General features: G+C 74.2%; 12 protein-coding genes. 8 read left to right on the top strand and 4 right to left on the bottom strand.

Going from position 1 to position 14,404, the window contains the following annotated elements; genetic code table 11:
• Positions 1-298 precede the first annotated feature (298 nt).
• From AB0447_RS31505 to AB0447_RS31495, 3 genes are all read left to right on the top strand, one after another.
• A complete protein-coding gene (locus AB0447_RS31505; protein WP_366480272.1) occupies positions 299-781 on the top strand; it encodes a DUF2771 domain-containing protein in 483 nt (160 codons plus the stop codon).
• Positions 782-809: 28 nt separating this feature from the next.
• Complete coding sequence (locus AB0447_RS31500) at positions 810-1,565, top strand: futalosine hydrolase (RefSeq protein WP_366480271.1); 756 nt, start codon at positions 810-812, stop codon at positions 1,563-1,565.
• 88 nt (positions 1,566-1,653) lie between these two features.
• Positions 1,654-2,481, top strand: a complete 828-nt coding sequence (locus AB0447_RS31495) for a 1,4-dihydroxy-6-naphthoate synthase (protein ID WP_366480277.1) — start codon at positions 1,654-1,656, stop codon at positions 2,479-2,481.
• A 94-nt stretch (positions 2,482-2,575) separates the two neighbouring features.
• On the opposite strand, the gene AB0447_RS31490 is transcribed toward AB0447_RS31495, so the two are convergent.
• Positions 2,576-2,959, bottom strand: coding sequence for a cold-shock protein (locus AB0447_RS31490; RefSeq protein ID WP_366480270.1), 384 nt, complete (start codon positions 2,957-2,959; stop codon positions 2,576-2,578).
• Between the two features lie 191 nt (positions 2,960-3,150).
• Here AB0447_RS31490 and AB0447_RS31485 point away from each other — a divergent pair, with 191 nt between their 5' ends.
• Positions 3,151-3,453 (top strand): hypothetical protein, encoded by a 303-nt coding sequence (locus AB0447_RS31485; protein ID WP_366480269.1) that lies wholly within the window; start codon positions 3,151-3,153, stop codon positions 3,451-3,453.
• Here AB0447_RS31485 and AB0447_RS31480 read toward each other — a convergent pair.
• Positions 3,441-4,067, bottom strand: coding sequence for an HAD family hydrolase (locus AB0447_RS31480; protein ID WP_366480268.1), 627 nt, complete (start codon positions 4,065-4,067; stop codon positions 3,441-3,443). The two genes, AB0447_RS31485 and AB0447_RS31480, sit on opposite strands and share 13 nt — an antisense overlap.
• Before the next feature lie 831 nt (positions 4,068-4,898).
• Entirely contained in the window at positions 4,899-5,897 is a 999-nt protein-coding gene (locus AB0447_RS31475; RefSeq protein ID WP_366480267.1) for a hypothetical protein, read from the bottom strand.
• Between the two features lie 86 nt (positions 5,898-5,983).
• On the opposite strand from AB0447_RS31475, the gene AB0447_RS31470 reads away from it, so the two are divergent.
• Together AB0447_RS31470 and AB0447_RS31465 are read left to right on the top strand one after the other, a co-directional pair.
• Positions 5,984-8,815 carry a helicase C-terminal domain-containing protein gene (locus tag AB0447_RS31470; RefSeq protein ID WP_366480266.1) on the top strand — a complete coding sequence of 944 codons (2,832 nt, stop codon included), beginning with the start codon at positions 5,984-5,986 and terminating at the stop codon, positions 8,813-8,815.
• A 73-nt stretch (positions 8,816-8,888) separates the two neighbouring features.
• Positions 8,889-9,479 carry a DUF4291 domain-containing protein gene (locus AB0447_RS31465; protein ID WP_366480265.1) on the top strand — a complete coding sequence of 197 codons (591 nt, stop codon included), beginning with the start codon at positions 8,889-8,891 and terminating at the stop codon, positions 9,477-9,479.
• Here the strand turns inward: AB0447_RS31465 and AB0447_RS31460 are convergent.
• Complete coding sequence (locus AB0447_RS31460; protein ID WP_366480264.1) at positions 9,464-9,922, bottom strand: N-acetyltransferase; 459 nt, start codon at positions 9,920-9,922, stop codon at positions 9,464-9,466. The two genes, AB0447_RS31465 and AB0447_RS31460, sit on opposite strands and share 16 nt — an antisense overlap.
• 209 nt (positions 9,923-10,131) lie before the next feature.
• Here AB0447_RS31460 and AB0447_RS31455 point away from each other — a divergent pair, with 209 nt between their 5' ends.
• Both AB0447_RS31455 and AB0447_RS31450 read left to right on the top strand, forming a co-directional pair.
• Positions 10,132-12,687, top strand: coding sequence for a tetratricopeptide repeat protein (locus AB0447_RS31455; RefSeq protein WP_366480263.1), 2,556 nt, complete (start codon positions 10,132-10,134; stop codon positions 12,685-12,687).
• A 68-nt stretch (positions 12,688-12,755) separates the two neighbouring features.
• Complete coding sequence (locus AB0447_RS31450; RefSeq protein WP_366480262.1) at positions 12,756-14,399, top strand: DNA repair helicase XPB; 1,644 nt, start codon at positions 12,756-12,758, stop codon at positions 14,397-14,399.
• Positions 14,400-14,404: the final 5 nt, after the last annotated feature.

Raw genomic sequence — 14,404 nt, 5'->3', positions numbered from 1 at the left:
CCCACCCCGCCCCTTCCCGAACTGGGGCTCCGCCCCAGACCCCGCTCCTCAAACGCCGGAGGGGCTGGAAAGGCCAAACCCCGGCGGGGCTGGGGCGGTACCGCCCGGCGAGGCGGGATGGGTACCGCCAGCGGGGCGGGGTGGGTGCCGCCCCGACGGTGGGGGTGCCGACTGCGGCGGTGGAGGCGGTCGCGGCGATGGGGGCGGTGGGGGCCGGTCGGGGGGTGCGGCGCGCCCGGGTGGGGTGGGGGGAACCCCGTGCGGCGGGGGAGGGGGGTGGCCCGATAGCCTTCGGCTCATGACCGCACCGCTTATCTCGGGTAGGGCCCGCCGCAGCGTCGCGGCCCTCGGGGCCGTGTCCGCCGGCCTCCTCCTCCTGTCCGCCTGCGACAAGCCGACCCCCCTGGCGACCGTGACGGTCGGCAGCTCGTCGGTGTCCACGGAGGCCCGCTGCGAGGACAAGAAGGAGCTGACCGTCGAGGAGGTCCAGGGCTGCCTGACCCCCAAGGACGCCAAGACCATCAGCTACGACCGCGGCGAAACCCTCCGCCTCGGCGTCGAGCCGGAAATCGTCGAGGGCGGCAAGCAGTGGCAGGCGGTCCTGGACGGCCAGCCCATCAACGACCTGTCCGAGAAGACCTACCGCAGCTTCCCGAACGCCGACATCTTCGCCACCGGCGGCCAGGGCGAGGCCCCGGCCTCCAAGGCGCTGAACATCGTCCAGTTCTCCAAGGACGGCAAGCCGCTCGCCGTCTGGTCGTTCAAGCTGAAGCTGAAGTAACCAAAACGGCCGAGGATCAGGACACGCGGTGCGCGCGCTCATCGTGACCGCGGTGGCGGCGGAGGCCGACTCCGTCGCCGCCGGGCTCACCCCTCACCCGGACCCGGACACCCCCGGGCCGCGCACCCTGCCCGGCGGTTACCTCATCACCCGCCGGGACCTCCCGGGCCTGGCCCTCGACGTGCTCGTCGCCGGCGTGGGGCCGGCCGCCGCAGCCGCCGGCACCGCGACCGCCCTGGCCCTGGCGCCGTATCAGGTCGTCGTGTCCGCCGGCATCGGCGGCGGGTTCGCGCCCGCCGCCCCGCTCGGCTCGCTCGTGGTCGCCGACGCCATCGTCGGCGCCGACCTGGGCGCCGAAACCCCCGACGGCTTCCTCGCCGTCGACGCGCTCGGCTTCGGCCGGAGCGTCCATCTGCCGCCCGCCGAGCTGGCCGCCCGCGCCGCCGAGGCCACCGGTGCGCTCCTCGCGCCGGTGCTGACCGTCTCCACCGTCACCGGCACCGCCGCCCGCGCCGCCGAACTCGCCGCCCGCCACCCGTTGGCCGGAGCCGAGGCCATGGAGGGCTTCGGGGTCGCCGAGGCCGCCGCCGCGCACGGGCTGCCCGTGCTGGAGATCCGCGCCGTGTCCAATGCGGTCGGTCCGCGCGACCGGGCCGCCTGGGCGATCGGCGATGCGCTGGCCGCGCTGACCGAAGCCTTCCGCGTGCTGGGACCCGTACTCGCGAACTGGGGAGAACGCCATGACCGGCAGGACCGGCCCGACCGACCCGATCGACCCGACTGACCCGATCGACCCGACTGGCCCGACTGGCCCGATCGAACCGACCGGCGCGACCGGCGCGACCGGTGACGCCGCGGCAGGTGCCGTGCGGATCGCCTACTCGCCCTGCCCCAACGACACCTTCGTCTTCGACGCGTGGGCGCACGGCCGGATCCCGGGCGCGCCCGCGCTCGACGTGACCTTCGCCGACATCGACGTCACCAACGGCATGGCCGAGCGCGGCGAGCTCGACGTGCTGAAGGTGTCGTACGCCGTACTGCCGTGGGTGCTCGGGGAGTACGCGCTGCTGCCGTGCGGCGGCGCCCTGGGCCGCGGCTGCGGACCGCTCGTGCTGACCCGGGAGGCGGGGCTGGATCTGGCCGGGCGGACCGTCGCCGTGCCGAGCGAGCGGTCCACCGCCTATCTGCTGTTCCGGCTGTGGGCGGCCGACGTGCTGCCGGACGGCGTCGGCAAGGTGGAGGTGATGCCCTTCCACGAGATCATGCCGGCGGTCCGCGACGGCCGGGTGGACGCCGGACTGGTGATCCACGAGGCCCGGTTCACCTACCGGAACTACGGGCTGCACTGCCTGGCCGACATGGGCGAGCACTGGGAGACCACCACCGGGCTGCCGATCCCGCTGGGCGCCATCATCGCGAAGCGTTCGCTGGGTGCGGAGAGGCTGCGCGAGCTGGCCGAGGCGGCCCGGGCCTCGGTCCTGATGGCCTGGGACGACCCGGAGGCCTCGCGGCCGTACGTGCGGGCGCACGCGCAGGAGCTCGATCCGGCGGTCGCCGACCAGCACATCGGGCTGTACGTGAACGAGTTCACCGCGGGCCTCGGGGACGACGGGTACGCGGCGGTGCGCGGGCTGCTCACCCGGGCGGCGGCCGAGGGCCTGGTGCCGCCCATCGCCCCGGACGCCCTGTACTTCCCGTAGAGGGCACATCGCGAGCACGCCTGCACGAACAGCTGTGCCCCGCCACTCGTTCGGGTGGCGGGGCACAGCTGTTTGACCGTGAGCGGCCCGCGGCTCAGACGTCGAGCTGGTCGGCCACCGCGCGGAGCAGGCCGGCGATCTTCGCGCCGTGCACCTTGTCGGGGTAGCGGCCGCGCTCCAGGCTCGGCGTGATGTTCTCCAGGAGGGTGGTCAGGTCCTGGACGATCGAGGCGAGCTCGTCCGGCTTGCGCCGCTGCGCGGCCGCGACCGAGGGCGCCGGCTCCAGCACCGTCACCGAAAGGGCCTGGTCACCGCGCTGGCCGGCGACCACACCGAACTCGACGCGCTGGCCGGGCTTGAGGGAATCGACCCCGGCAGGGAGCACCGACGAGTGGACGAAGACGTCGCCGCCGTCGTCCCGGGAGAGAAAGCCGAAGCCCTTCTCACTGTTGAACCACTTGACCTTGCCGGTAGGCACGTCTGTCCTCTGTCCTTGCTCGTCGGGTCGGAAATGCCGTCCGGAATGCACGGTAAAAAATGGCTCCGGATAGCAGTGCAGCGGGTCATCTGTGACCCGCCACCTCCAGGCTAATGGTCCCGGGGGCGCTGACAAGACGTCGCCCGGTCGGAACCTGTCGGCCGCTTCGGCCAGGGAACTACCCTGGTGGGGTGACTGCTACTCCTCAGCCCGACGAAGCACGGCCCGGCGACGCATTGGTCAAGGCCGGGGGCATCGTATTCATCCTCGGCGCGCTCGCCACCCTCGCGACCATGGCTCCGCTGTTCCTGGACGTCGACCCGTTCCCGTCCTACGCGTGGGCGGTGTGCATGCTGATGGGCGTCGGCTTCATCATCTCCGCCGCCGGGGTGCTGCGCGGGATCGCCTTCCAGCGCCGCGCCGCCCGCGCCGTGCAGGCCACGACCCAGGGGCAGGGCGGCACCGCCCAGCCGGCTTCCGCTCAGACCCCCTGAGCCGCGACGTACTGCTTCAGCCAGGCCGGCAGCGCGGTGAGGTCGGGCAGCACCACGTCCGCGCCCGCCGCCCGCAGGTCCGGCTCCGGGCAGGGCCCGGTGGGCACCGCCACCGACAGCGCGCCGGCCGTGCGCGCGCCCCGTACGTCGCCCACGTGGTCCCCGACGTACACCTGTGCCCCGTACTCGCGCAGCGCGCCCGCCTTGGCCTCCGCCCACAGCCAGCCGATCACCGCGTCCGGCTCGATGCCGAGGTGGGAGAGGTGCAGCCGGGCGTTCGGCTCGTGCTTGGCGGTGACCACGATCGCGCGACCGCCCAGCGCCTGGACCGCCTCGATCGCCTCGCGGGCGCCCGGCATGGCCGGGGTCGGCACGATGGCGTGGGTGGGGTAGATCTCCCGGTAGCGGTCCGCCATCGCCGGGATTTCCTCCTCCGGGAACCAGTACGCGAGCTCCTCGTCGAGCGGCGGACCGAGCCGGGTGACCGCCTGGTCGGCGTCGATGAAGGTCCCCGTCTCGGCCGACAGGGCCAGGTATGCGGCCTTGATGCCCGGCCGCGAGTCGATGAGGGTCATGTCGAGGTCGAAGCCGACGGTGAGGGCGTGGAGGGTCATAGCGGCCATTGTGCCGAGACCGCGCCCGGAAACGGGAACGTGGACTTAGCCTCGCCTTACCAGACAGTGAAATTTGGCGACATGTCAGCGCCCGTCTCCACGGTCCCGGTGGCCTCGGGGCTGCCCGTCTCCACGGTCCCGGTGGCCTCGGGGCTGCCCGTCCCCGGCGCACCCTGACCACCCGTCGCGCCGCCCGGACGGCGCCCGCGCTCGCCGCACTCCTGTGCCCGATACTCCTCAGCCTCGCCGTCGACGCCCGTCCCGTCCCAGCGCGGGGTCCGGGTTCCGCCGAGCGCACACCCCACCCGCCGGGCGGTCCCCCCAGCCCCTCCGGCGTTCGAGGCGCGGGGGCTGGGCTCCGCCGGGGGTACCACCCCAGCCCCGCCGGGCGATCCCTTCCCAGCCCCTCCGGCGTTCGAGGAGCGGGGTCTGGGCTCCGCCGAGCGCACACCCCAGCCCCTCCGGGCGGTCCCCCCAGCCCCTCCGGCGTTTGAGGAGCGGGGTCTGGGGCGGAGCCCCAGTTCGGGAAGGGGCGGGGTGGGGAACAGCTCCGCGCAGCGGCCGCCTGCCCGGGTGCGGCGCCGTTGCCGGGGGCCAGCCCCCGGTGCCCCGCGCCTCAAACGCCGGCGAGGCTGGAAGTGCCGCTGCGCGGCAACCCAGCTGGGAGCGTCGCCCGGCGGGGGAGGATGCCCGGCGGGGCTGGAGGTGCCTGCGGCAACCCAGCCGCAAAGGACCGGAGGGTCCGGAGGCGGCCCGGCGCAGAGCTGAAGTCGGCCCGACAGGAACCGGGGCGGGGCGGAGTCCCGCCAGGCGGGGCCTCGCAGGGGCGGGTCAGCGTCTGCGGGCTCGCCAGATCAGGTACGCCGCCGAGGCAACCCCCGCCCCCCGCACAACCCACGGCACCATCCCCGTCAACACATCCCCCGCCTCCCCCTCGGCCAGAGCAGCCCCCCACCGCCCGTCCGCCCGCCCCCACACCCACAGCAGCGCCCCGCTGCACACCACGCCCGGCAGCCCGAAGACCACCCACTTCTTCTCGGCAGGCCCGAGCACCCTCGACCCGTACGCGAAGAGCCACCCGACGGCGAGCAACAGCCAGTGCCCGGTGGCCACCCCGGCCACCAGCACGGCGGCGGCCAGCAGCAGGAAGGCGTGCGGTTTGGGCCGGGCCGCGGTCTCGGCGGCCGCGACCTGAGCGGCGGCGGGCTGCTTCCGCCGCTCCCGGAGCGCCCGTACGAGCCTCCGACCCCGCCCCCCGGCCCCCGGCTCCGACCCCGGCCCTGGCTCCGCCTCCGGCCCCGGCTCCGGCTCCGGTTCCTCGTCCACCCGCTCCTTGAACAGGTCCGGGATCTCGATGCCCCCCACGAACCCCTCGACCTGCGGACCCGCGCCGTACGCGCTCGGCGCCACCCGCCACCAGTCCGGCTCCGGCCCGCCGCTGTCGCCGGAGGGGCCGAGCTCGTCCAGCCCGGCCAGGTGCGGCGGCGCGGCCGCGGTGTCCGCGGGCGGGGCCGGCGGCACGGTCTTGCGGCGCAGCCGCCCCGGCCCGCGCTGGGTGGGCACGCCCGGGGAGGAGTCGGGTTCGGTGACCGTCGTGGACGTTCGCCCGGAGGCCGCGTCGAGCACCTCCTCGGGGGTGCCGATCCGCTCCAGGATGCGGCGTACGGCGGCGGGGGTGTCGGGGTCGTACTTGGCGCGGCGGCGGTCGATCTCGTCCCGCAGCCCGGCGACGAGCCGCATCCGGTCCCCCGAGGACAGTTGCCGGCGCTGTGCCAGATCCCCGACCCTGCTCAGATATTCGTAGACCAGATGGTCGCTCTCGATCCCCACGCCCCGGCTCCTCCCGTCCCACCTTCCCCGAAGGTAGCGCGTGCGTGCGTGGAGCAGCCCGGGGCGCAGCGGATAACGTTGGCCGGATGGCGGCCGGCGGGACCGGCCGATGGGACCAGGAGGCGACCGTGCCCGAGGCAAGCACCGGAGGGAATGCGCCGCGCTCCCTCGCCGAGGCGCTGCGCGCCCGCGACGACGCGGGCCTCGCTGCGCTGCTGTCCGCCCGCCCCGACCTGCTCAGCCCGGTCCCGAACGACCTGACCCAGCTCGCCACCCGGGCCGGCACCCGAGCCTCGGTGGTCCGCGCGCTGGACCGCCTGGACCGCTTCGCCCTCCAGACGGCGGAAGCCCTGGCGGTGGCCCCGGACCCCTGCGACTACGCCACGCTGGAAGCCCTGCTGACCGGCCACCAGGGCGAAGCCGCCTTCCCCGGCGGCACCGCGGACCACGCCGGCCCGGACACCGCCGAGCCGAGCCCCACCACCGGAACCGCCACGAGCGCCGCCACCGGCACGGGCACGGACGCCACCACTGGCACCGGAACCGGCACGAGTGCCACCACCGGCACGGGCACGGGCGCGGACACCGCCAGCGGCACGGACGCGGACACCGGCACGGGCGCCGCCGCCGACGGCCCCGGCACCGGGACCGGCACGGACGCCACCACCGGCACGGGCATCGGCACGAGCGCCACCATCGGCACCGGCCCCGGAGCCGGCACGGGCATGGGCACCAGCCCCGGCCCCACCCCCGCAACCCACACCAGCACCAGCACCAGCACCGCCGAAAGCATTCGCGCCGCCCTCCCCCACGCCCTCCACACCCTCCGCACCCAAGCCATCGTCTGGGGCGACAACGACCGGCTCCGCCTCGTCCGTACCGCCCGCGAGCTGCTCGCGCCCGGGCCCGCCCGGCCCTCTCCCACCGGTCTGGGGCCGACCGTCACCGAGGCGACGGCCGGGATGTCGCCCACCCGGATCCAGGAGATCGTGGCGGCGGCCGGGCTGCCGGCCACCCACGATCCGGTGTCCGCCGTCGCCGCGCTGACCGCGCTGTTCACCGATCCGGTCCGGATGTCCGCGCTGCTCGACGAGGCCCCGGCCGAGGCGCACCACGTGCTGGACCGGCTGGTGTGGGGGCCGCCGTACGGGGAGGTCACCCCGAACCCGACCCCGCCGGTCCGCTGGCTGCGCGACCGCGGGCTGCTGCTGCCCGCCACGGCGCGGACCGTCGTACTGCCCCGCGAGGTCGCGCTGCACCTGCGCGGCGGGCGGGCGCACCGTACGCCGGAACCCGTGCCGCCGGCCGTGCCCGCGGCGGCCGAGCACCGTCCACAGCTTGTGGACGCGAACGCCGCCGGCCAGGCCCTCGCCGCTCTGTCGGCCGTCGAGGAGCTGCTGAAGTCCTGGGAGCACGGGGCGGGACCGGCCGTGCTGCGGGCCGGCGGGTTGTCCGTACGCGATCTGAAGCGGACCGCCGCCACCCTCGACGTCGGCGAGTCCGTCGCCGCGTTCTGGATCGAACTCGCCTACGCGGCCGGACTGCTGGCCGGCGACGGCGAGGCCGACGAGCGCTACGCGCCGACCCCCGCCTACGACGACTGGGCCGAACTCCCGCCCCAGGAGCGCTGGTCCGCGCTCGCCCTTGCCTGGCTGCCGGCCACCCGTACCGCCGGGCTGGTCGGCGAGCTCGACACGAAGGGCCGGACGCTGTCCGCGCTCGGCCCCGACCTGGATCGGTCCGCCGCCGCCGAGGTCCGCCACCGGGTCCTGGAGCTGCTCGCCGCACTGCCCGAAGGCGGTTCGCCCGCCCCCGAAGCCCTCCTGGACCGGCTGGCCTGGGAGCGGCCGGTGCGCGGTACGAGCGAACTCCGGGCCCGGCTGGCCCGGTTCACCCTCACCGAGGCTGAGCTGCTCGGGGTCACCGGCCGCGGTGCGCTGTCCGGGCCCGGCCGGGCCCTCCTCGCGGGCGAGGACCCGGCTCCGCTGCTGGCGCCGCTGCTGCCCGAACCCGTGGACCACGTCCTGCTGCAGGCCGACCTGACGGCCGTGGCTCCGGGCCCGCTGCGCCGGCCTCTCGCCGAGACCCTCGCGGTGCTGGCGGTGGTGGAGTCGAAGGGCGGGGCGACCGTGTACCGGTTCACCCCGGGCTCGGTACGGCGCGCCCTGGACGCCGGCCGGACCGCCGCCGACCTGCACGCGTTCCTCGCCGAGCACAGCCGTACCCCGGTGCCGCAGCCGCTCTCGTACCTGATCGACGACGTGGCGCGGCGGCACGGCCACCTGCGGGTGGGGGCAGCCTCCGCGTACGTCCGCTGCGACGACGACTCCGTCCTCGGCGAGATCCTCGCCGACAAGCGGTCGGCGGGCCTGGCCCTGCGCCGGCTCGCCCCGACCGTGCTGGCCGCCCAGGCCGACCCGGCGGCCCTGCTCGACGGGCTGCGCGCCATGGGGTACGCCCCGGCGGCCGAGTCGCAGACCGGGGACGTGGTGGTCGCCCGCGCGGACGCCCACCGCACGCCGCCGCGCACCGCCCCCGTGCCCGTCCCGGACGGCCCGCCGGTCCCCGACGCCACCCTGCTGGGGGCGGCGGTACGGGCGATCCGCGCGGGCGACGTGGCGGCGACGGCGGTCCGCAAGGAGCCGGCCCTTGCCGGCGCCGCCACTCCCGCCCCGGGTGAACTGCCGCGCACCACCGCGGCGGAGACCCTGGCCACCGTGCAGGCGGCGGCCCTGACCGGTTCGGCGGTGTGGATCGGCTACGTGAACGCGGACGGCGCGGCCAGCCAGCGGGTGATCGCCCCGGTCCGGGTGGAGGGCGGCTTCGTGACGGGCTACGACCACACGGCCGACGAGGTCCGCACGTACGCCCTGCACCGGATCACCGGGGTCGCCGAACTGGCCGAGGACCAGGTCTAGCCCGATCCGGCCGCGGGCGGCAAATGCGGTAAATGGTGTGCGGGGCGCGCCCGTGCTGCCGCAGGCTGGCCTCATGTCCGACCCGAACAGCCGCCTGATCCGCGCCGCCCACACCGACACCACGGTCACCGTCTACCAGGCCTACGCGCCCGCCCTCGGCCGGCCGGCCGCCCGCGACCAGCGCTTCCCCGCCGCCTGGAAGCGGGAGCGGATGACCTGGATCAAGCCGTCCTTCCTGTGGATGATGTACCGCTGCGGCTGGGCCACGAAGCCCGACCAGGAGACGGTGCTGGCCGTCGAGATCACCCGCGAGGGCTTCGACCACGCCCTGTCCCGGGCCTGCCTGTCGCACTACGAGCCCGGCACCCACACGGACCGGGCCGCCTGGCAGGCCGCCCTGCGCCAGGCCCCGGCCCGGGTCCAGTGGGACCCGGAGCGGGACCTTCACCTCAACCCGCTGCCCCACCGCTCCCTCCAGCTGGGCCTGTCCGGCCCGGCCTCCCGGGCGTACGCCGACGAGTGGACCGTCGCGATCCGCGATGTCACCCCGCTGGCCCGGGAGATCCACGCCCTGGTCCGGGCCGGGGAGGACGACGCGGCCCGCGCCCTCCTGCCCGTCGAAACCCCGTACCCCTCGGGCCCGCTGCCTCACCTGGGCGCGTAGTCGATCCGGCCCGGCTCGAACGGCCACCGCTCCGCGAGCCAGCGCGACACCGTCTCGTACACGCTCACATCGAGCTCGGCCCGGTCGGCCCGCACCCACGAGGCGACGTGCACCCGGTCCGGCTCCTCGCGGGCCGGGTAGATGTAGAGGCAGCCGATGACCTCGTCGCCGTCCAGGACGCTGTACGTGAACCCGGTCCGGGCTTCGAAGTCCCGGGCGTGGCGGGCAAGGTCCTCCCGGTTGGCCTCCAGGGACATGCCCTCCACCGGCGGCCACTTCCGCCCGAACCCGGGCGTGGCCCGCACGTGGGCGATGCTGCCGCTCCACGCGGCGTGGTCCCGCTCGTTGTGCTCCTCGCCGAGCGGTTCCAGCCGGAATCCGTCCGCGACGAGACTGCGCGGCACCTCGAAGTCGGCGGGTACGAAAGCCTGTTGATCACTCATGCACCCCGACCCTATCCGCCGGCTCCGGGAGCTCGCCGACCGGCCACCGCCACCGCCACCGCCACCGCCATCGCCACCGGTCGTCGACGTGGAATGCCCCGGCGACCTCGATCTCCTCCACCCGCTGGCCCCGCTCGGGCAGCTTCGCCTGACAGGCACGGCCCGCCCTCCTATCGTTTGGCATCGGGCATCCAGGAGGGCGGGGGGACATGACCGGCTCGGCGGGCGGCGGCCAGGACATACACAACGAGATCAGCGGCGGCCTCTTCCACAACGTCGTGGTGCAGGGCGGCACCGTGACCCTCCAACTCCCGCCCACGCTCCACCCGGCGCTCACCGGCATGCCCGCGCCCTCCCTGACCTTCACCGGCCGGGACGCCGACGCCGGCACCCTGCTCGCCGGGCTCCGGCCACCCCCGGGGGCCACCGGTCGGCAGGTGGTGGCAGGGCTGCCCGGGGTCGGCAAGACCGAACTCGTCCTCCAGGTCGCCGACCGGGCCCTGAAAACACCCGGCCTGCTGCCGGGCGGAGTTCTCTTCATCGACCTCTTCGGCTATGACGATCAGCGTCGCCTCGAGCCGCACCGGGCCCTCGGCTCGCTGCTGCGCGCCCTGGCGGTGCCGGACGAGTACGTCCCGGAGGACCTGGAGGACCGGGCCCGGTTGTACCGCTCCGTCCTCGACGTCTACGCGGCGGATGGCCGGCGGGTACTCCTCGTGCTCGACAACGCCATGAACAGCGCCCAGATACGGCCCCTGCTGCCCGGCGATCCCCGGTCACCGGTATTGATCACCTCCCGGCACACCCTCAGCGACCTCGGCGCCCGCGTGCACGACCTCTCCGTCCTCGACGAGCCGTCCGCGGTCGAACTGCTGGGCCGGAACCTGCACATGACCGTGGGCCCGGAGGACACCCGGGTGGCCGACGAACCGGCGTCGGCCGAAGAGATCTCCGCCCTGTGCGGCCGGCTCCCGCTCGCCCTGCGGATCGTCAGTGCCCTGCTCGCGGACCTTCCGGCCCGACCGCTGCACTCCATGGCCGGCGCGCTGCGCGACGCGCGCGGACGGCTGGCCCGGCTCAGCCGCGACGACCTGGCCGTACGCGCCGCCTTCGAGCTGTCGTTCCGCCAGCTGCGGCCCGACCAAGCCCGGCTGTTCCGGCTGTTGCCGCTGAACCCGGGGCCCGACCTGTCCACCGAGGCGGCGGCACACCTGGCCGGCCTCCCGCCCGAGACGGCGGAGGAACTGCTTCTGCCCCTCGCGCGCGGGCACTTCGTCGAACCGGGCGCATCGTACGGACGCTGGCGCATGCACGACCTCATGCGCCTGTACGCCGCCGAGCTGTGCCGGATGCAGGACGAGCCGGACGAGCAGGAGGCTGCCCTCGACCGGCTGTTCGGCCACTACCTCGACGCCGCGCGGACGGCCAGCACCCACATGAACCCCCTGACGCATCCCGACCCCCGGTTCGCCGACCGGGAACACGCCCTCGCCTGGCTGGACGAGGAGCGGCACAACCTGCTCGCCGCCGCGCTCGCCGCACCGGCAATGGGACGACCACGGGCGCTGGTCGAACTCCACTACCTGCTCCACGACTTCCACTCCTGGCGCCACCACTTCGACGACGCGGCCGAACTGGCCCTGAACGCGCTGCGCGCGGTCCGTTCGCCCGGCCATCCGGAGCTGCACGATTTCGAGGCGGCCGTCCTCAACAATCTGGGTACGGTCCAGCGTGAGCTGCGCCGGTTCGACGACTCGGTCGCCTCGTACCTGGAGTCGCTGCGCCTCTACGAACGGCGCGGGAACGCCCCTTCCGCCGCGATCACCCTGAGCAACCTGGGCCTGACCTACTGGCACATGAACCGGCCGGAAGAGGCCGTCGAGGCACTCTTGAGGGCTCTCGCGCTGTATCCCCCGGACACCGACCGACGCGTCCTCGGCATGGCCTTCACCAACCTGGGCAAGGCCCTGCACTCCCTGCGCAGGCTGGAGGAGGCCGCGGACGCCTTCGGCGAGGACATCGCCGTCTGCCGGGAGACCCACGACCGGATCGGCGAAGGCGTCGCCCTCAACAACCTGGGGATGGTCCTGCGGGACATGGGACGGTACGCCGAGGCCGTGGACGCCCACGAGCAAGCCCTGGCGGCCGCCCGGGAGACCAAGGACCGGCGCAGCGAGGGCCTGGCCCAGTCGAACCTCGGCCTGGCGCTGGCCCTGGCCCGCGACGACCGGGGTCCGGCGGAGGCGATCGACCTGCTCTCCCGGTCCATCGAGCTGCTCGACTCGCTGAGCGACGAGCACATGGCCACCCACGCACGCCACCAGCTCGGGCTGGTGCTGATCCACGCCGGCCGCTCCGAGGAGGCGCTCTCTGTCCTGTCGGCCGTGGTAGGGACGAGCCGCGCGGCCGACGACCCGGACACGGAGGCGATGGCCCTGAGCAATCTCGGCCTCGCCCAGGAGATGTCGGGCCGGTTCGACGACGCCGTACGGGCCCAGACACGGGCCGTCGCCCTCTACCGGCGGCTCGGCAACCGCCACCTCGAGGGTCGGGCCCTGCTGAATCTCGGCCTGGCCTTCAACCGGACTCACGCCTGGGATGCCGCGATCGAAGCGTACGGCGATTCCGCCGCCGCATTCCGGGAGACCGGGGACGAGGAGTTGTTCTCCGAGGCCATGAGGTGCCGTGACGAGACCGAGCGGACGCGCCTGCGAAGGCAGCGCCGCCGACTCCGCAGCCCGGGAACCCGCCGCCGCCCCGAGTGATACGGCAGACTGGAGGTTTGGCCACCCGCACCCGGGGGGCCACCCCTGCCGGAAGGGATGCACGACAGGTGAACGGTCCGCTCATCGTTCAAAGCGACAAGACGCTGCTCCTCGAAGTCGATCACGAACTCGCCGAAGCGGCGCGCCGGGCCATCGCGCCCTTCGCCGAGCTGGAGCGTGCCCCCGAGCACATCCACACCTACCGGATCACCCCGCTCGGCCTGTGGAACGCCCGGGCCGCCGGGCACGATGCCGAGCAGGTCGTGGACGCGCTGGTCGAGTACTCCCGGTACCCCGTCCCGCACGCGCTGCTCGTCGACGTCGCCGAGACCATGGCCCGGTACGGGCGGCTCACGCTCTCCAAGCACCCCGTGCACGGGCTGGTGCTGACCAGCACCGACCGGCCGGTGCTGGAGGAGATCCTGCGGTCCAAGCGGATCATGCCGCTGGTCGGGGCGCGGATCGACGCCGACACCGTGGCCGTACACCCCTCGGAGCGCGGGCAGATCAAGCAGACCCTGCTCAAGCTGGGCTGGCCGGCCGAGGACCTTGCCGGGTACGTGGACGGCGAGGCGCACCCCATCGAGCTGGCCGAGGACGGCTGGAAGCTCCGCCCGTACCAGCGGCAGGCCGTCGACGGGTTCTGGCACGGCGGGTCCGGGGTGGTGGTCCTGCCCTGCGGTGCGGGCAAGACCCTGGTCGGCGCCGGCGCCATGGCCGAGGCGAAGGCGACCACGCTGATCCTGGTGACCAACACGGTCTCGGCCCGGCAGTGGAAGCACGAGCTGGTCCGGCGGACCTCGCTGACGGAGGAGGAGATCGGCGAGTACTCCGGGACGCGCAAGGAGATCCGGCCGGTCACGATCGCGACGTACCAGGTGCTGACGACCAAGCGGAAGGGCGTCTATCCGCACCTGGAGCTGTTCGACTCCCGGGACTGGGGGCTGATCGTCTACGACGAGGTGCACCTGCTGCCCGCGCCGGTCTTCAAGTTCACCGCGGACCTGCAGGCCCGGCGGCGGCTCGGGCTCACCGCCACCCTCGTGCGGGAGGACGGACGCGAGTCCGACGTGTTCTCCCTCATCGGGCCGAAGCGGTTCGACGCGCCCTGGAAGGAGATCGAGGCGCAGGGCTACATCGCGCCGGCGGACTGCGTCGAGGTGCGGGTGAACCTGACGGAGGGCGAGCGGCTGGCGTACGCGACCGCCGAGACGGAGGAGAAGTACCGCTTCTGCGCGACCACCGCGACCAAGCGGAAGGTGACGGAAGCACTGGTCAGGAAGCACCGGGGCGAGCAGACGCTGGTCATCGGCCAGTACATCGACCAGCTCGACGAGCTCGGCGAGCACTTGGACGCGCCCGTGATCAAGGGCGAGACCTCGAACGCGCAGCGCGAGAAGCTCTTCGACGCGTTCCGCCAGGGCGACATCAGCGTGCTGGTCGTGTCCAAGGTCGCGAACTTCTCGATCGACCTCCCGGAGGCCACGGTCGCCATCCAGGTGTCCGGCACCTTCGGCTCCCGCCAGGAGGAGGCCCAGCGCCTGGGCCGGGTGCTCCGCCCGAAGGCGGACGGCCACGAGGCCCGCTTCTACTCGGTGGTGGCCCGCGACACGATCGACCAGGACTTCGCGGCCCACCGCCAGCGCTTCCTGGCGGAACAGGGCTACGCCTACCGGATCATGGACGCCGACGAGCTGCTCAAGGAGAGCTGACCGGC

This window comes from Streptomyces sp. NPDC051211, from assembly GCF_040689505.1.
In the GTDB taxonomy this organism is placed as follows: Bacteria; Actinomycetota; Actinomycetes; order Streptomycetales; family Streptomycetaceae; genus Streptomyces.
This window is presented reverse-complemented; position numbering and strand designations above follow the sequence as displayed.

Excerpts from the sequence above, each read along its gene's own strand:
- AB0447_RS31505 (WP_366480272.1), top strand. The coding sequence starts at position 299 with ATGACCGCACCGCTTATCTCGGGTAGGGCCCGCCGCAGCGTCGCGGCC.
- AB0447_RS31480 (WP_366480268.1), bottom strand. The coding sequence starts at position 4,067 with ATGACCCTCCACGCCCTCACCGTCGGCTTCGACCTCGACATGACCCTC.
- AB0447_RS31470 (WP_366480266.1), top strand. The coding sequence starts at position 5,984 with ATGGCGGCCGGCGGGACCGGCCGATGGGACCAGGAGGCGACCGTGCCC.
- AB0447_RS31465 (WP_366480265.1), top strand. The coding sequence starts at position 8,889 with ATGTCCGACCCGAACAGCCGCCTGATCCGCGCCGCCCACACCGACACC.
- AB0447_RS31460 (WP_366480264.1), bottom strand. The coding sequence starts at position 9,922 with ATGAGTGATCAACAGGCTTTCGTACCCGCCGACTTCGAGGTGCCGCGC.
- AB0447_RS31455 (WP_366480263.1), top strand. The coding sequence starts at position 10,132 with ATGACCGGCTCGGCGGGCGGCGGCCAGGACATACACAACGAGATCAGC.